Genomic DNA, 3566 nt, shown 5'->3' on the forward strand with positions numbered 1-3566 from the left:
CAACCGATTCAGGCCCAACGCTTGCTGTTATGCTGCAGCTGTTTGCCAATTTTGCTGTGGCGACATCGTTTCTGGGGGTGGCACTTGGTTTGTTTGATTTTTTAACTGACTTGCTAAAAATAGACAATAGCATTGCCGGACGTAGTAAAATAGCGCTGCTGACATTTGTTCCGCCGATGATTGGTGGCGTGTTATTTCCCAATGGTTTTATTTATGCGATTGGTTATGCAGGTTTTGCGGCGGCTGTTTTTGCGTTATTCACCCCGGTAGCCTTGGCATTTCAAGCGCGAGCGAAGCTGCCGGAAACGGAGTTTGTTGTAACGGGTGGTCATCTGCGCATGCTGGTGGTTATTATATTTGCTATCTGTGTAGTGATATTTCAGGTTTTATCTATGTTAGGGCTTATTGCCTAATTATTGATGCGGGATAGCCAAGGTTTTGGCTTGTTGCACATGCTCTAGATAGAATAACAGGTTCCGCGCGGAAAACAGGTACCGCGCCGAATTGCTTTGCTGTTTCAAATGTAAAAATCTTCGCGAGCCTGTCTTTATTATCTACAGCAAGCGGACCGCAGATAATGAAATCAAACTCCATATGCACAGCTTTCTTTTTTAAATGCTTATCTATCCCAATTATTTCCTGATTATTAAACCATCCCTAATTTTGAAAAGATGTATGGGGGACGAGATAGGGGCACGTTTGTTGTAGTTCGTTGGATTCAAGATATTTTTTGTAATCAGAATCAATCGAGTTAGAGCACTGAGTCTAACTCGAAACTGTACTATTTTAGATAGATCAGTATGTTAGCTTCTTCCCGAAAGTTATCTAGAGAAGATTTGTCAGATTAAGTTGAGCCTAGCAGACTGAACTGTGTTAACAAAGTGATCACCAGCGTGATCTTCATTAGTATCAACGCTAATGAACAGACTCTACATCAACGTTAATTACAATGAGGGAAAATTATTTGTATTAACTAAGCTCCGTCTTTTTCGTTTCGAGCAGGTATTCAATCAGTGCCTTTAATACCGGACTTTTCATGCGATTAGCTGGATATACCAAAAACATCGGGATTGCTGGAATCATAAAATGTTCCAAAATAGAGATCAATTCGCCGCTTTCGATGAAATATCTTACTAAAAAATCAGGCAACTGGGCAACACCATGGCCAGCAGCCGCAAACTGTGCCACCATTTCACCATGGTTGACATCAATATTGGCGGTAACTCTAACGTGTTTCTCTTTAATGCTTTCCCTATAAACCCAGCGACCAGGTTGGCGACTTGAACTGTCTAAAATGCAATGATGTTTACTTAAGTCGTCAGGGTGAGTAGGCATTCCGTGTTTTTCTAAATAATCTGGGCTGGCAACAAAAAGGATTTTTAACTCACCAAAAGGCCGTGCTACTAAATTAGAATCAGATAACTCACCGACACGCAGTGCTAAGTCAATTCCTTCCTCGATTAAATTAACGTAGCGGTTCATCAATGACCAAGAAATTTTAACATCAGGGTGTAAGGATAAAAAATCGCCAATTGATTTTTGCAGACCGATCAAGGAACTGTTTTGAGGTGCTGTTATTTTAAGGTGCCCCGCTATATTCAGTTGTCTCTCACTGGCAAATGATTCAAGGTGATCTAAACGTTCAATCAGTTCCCTGATTTGTTCCAGATAATACTCCCCCTCTGACGTCAGGTGCATCGCTCGTGTCGTTCGATATAGTAAATGACTGCCAAAGTGCTTTTCTAAGTCTGACACCTGTCTACTTACCGCTGAAACAACAATATTCAACTTTCTCGAAGCAGCACTAAAGCTTTGCAGTTCGACAACTACCAAAAAGGTACGCATTGCGGTTATTAGGTCTATATTTCTCTTCACGTGAATAATGATTTCATAGTTAGGTTATTTTTCTCATTACATCACAGGCGTAAGATGGAACACAAGTTAAACCAAGGTAAATAAGTGAATTATTTACCTTGGTTTATATAACAACACATCAAATATATACTGGAGAAAAGTAATGAAAATTTTAATTATTGGCGCAACAGGAACTATCGGTAAAGCAGTGGCAGAGCTGTTATCTGAGAAGCACGACATTATCTCTGCAGGATACTCAGACGGTGATGTAAAAGTTGATTTGGGAAATGCGGAGTCTATTAAAGCGATGTTTGAACAAGTTGGGGAGGTTGGTGCTGTTATTTCTACGGCAGGTCTCGCAAATTTTGCACCATTAGCACAACACAGTAATCAAGATTTTGAATTAGCGTTAAATAACAAACTAATGGGTCAAATCAACTTACTTCGTATCGGTCAGGAATATGTAACTCAAAATGGGTCAATTACCCTTACCTCAGGTATATTATCCCGTCAACCAATGCCAGGCAGTGCATCAATCAGCATGGTAAATGGTGCTTTGGAAAGCTTTGTTAAAGCGGCAGCATTGGAACTGGATCAATTGAGGCTCAATGTTGTTGCTCCTGCATTTGTCAAGGAAACAATGCTAATGATGGGAATGGATCCAAGTTCAGGTATATCAGCCACTAACACAGCAAAAGTTTATAAGATAGCTGTTAACGGTAATATGCATGGTGAAACTCTCGACGTTATTAACTATTTGTAATGCAAAAATAGCCGCTTAACAAACTAGCTTTATTCAATAGAAAAGATGAGTCACTTGGCTCATCTTTTTTCTGGTTAATCTCAATCTGTCTATGTTTTCCTGACATTGCTATAAATTCATGGCCTGTTTTACTATGTCACTTTAACTTGAGATGTACATCATCCGTATGTTTTGAGCAAGGATTTTGACCTTTGATTGGTGCTACCACCGCCTTGGATGAGATGAAAGAAAAAGACTCGAATCTAAGAGAAAAGGCCTTTTATTCGCCCTATACTCTATACTCGCACCCATTACGTTAGATATGAGCAATAAAATTCACAGGAATGCCTATGTATCACGGTGAAAAACTCAATAGCATCACCCATCTGCTAGGTTCGGCATTGGCGTTCATGGGGATGGGCGCGCTGCTTACGGTTAGTATTCAACAGCATGATCCATGGATGATTACCAGTTTTTCGGTTTTCGGATGCACCCTGATACTGCTCTACACCATGTCAACCCTCTACCATAGTTTCTATCCCCCCGAGCTGAAGAAACTGTTCCAGAAAATGGATCATTTGTCGATCTACTTGTTGATCGCCGGCACCTATACACCCTATATGCTGGTGTCACTGCGTGGTGGAAACGGCCCACAGTTACTGGCGGTGGTATGGGGATTGGCGGCGCTGGGGATATTACTGGAATTACGCCCATCTCGACGTAACGAAAAGTTTCAGCTTTTTATCTACCTGCTCATGGGATGGCTTGCTGTATTGGAATGGAACAATCTTAAAGCAGCCATAAGCACATCGGGTGTGATGTGGCTAACCGCCGGAGGTATTGCTTATACCCTAGGTGTCATATTCTACGTACTGGATCACCGTGATAAGTTGCGACACGCCCATGGCATCTGGCATCTATTTGTTTTGCTGGGCTCCCTGTGCCACTTTATCTCGATTATCGCTTATGT

Annotated in this window: 4 protein-coding genes; 3 read left to right on the forward strand and 1 reads right to left on the reverse strand. The window is 41.4% G+C overall.

Annotation, left to right across the window (positions count from 1 at the left end):
• The coding region (locus AC4GME_RS15360) for an aromatic amino acid transport family protein (protein WP_490379703.1) at positions 1 to 413 on the forward strand (413 nt) is incomplete at its 5' end.
• Between the two features lie 556 nt (positions 414 to 969).
• Here AC4GME_RS15360 and AC4GME_RS15365 read toward each other — a convergent pair.
• Positions 970 to 1875 carry a LysR family transcriptional regulator gene (locus AC4GME_RS15365; protein WP_490375944.1) on the reverse strand — a complete coding sequence of 302 codons (906 nt, stop codon included), beginning with the start codon at positions 1873 to 1875 and terminating at the stop codon, positions 970 to 972.
• 142 nt (positions 1876 to 2017) lie between these two features.
• Between AC4GME_RS15365 and AC4GME_RS15370 the strand changes: the two genes are divergently transcribed.
• On the forward strand, positions 2018 to 2617 hold the full coding sequence (locus tag AC4GME_RS15370; protein ID WP_490375945.1) for a short chain dehydrogenase: 600 nt from the start codon (positions 2018 to 2020) through the stop codon (positions 2615 to 2617).
• A 329-nt stretch (positions 2618 to 2946) separates the two neighbouring features.
• The coding region (trhA, locus tag AC4GME_RS15375; protein WP_490379704.1) for a PAQR family membrane homeostasis protein TrhA at positions 2947 to 3566 on the forward strand (620 nt) is incomplete at its 3' end.

This window comes from Psychromonas sp. (genome assembly GCF_983033635.1).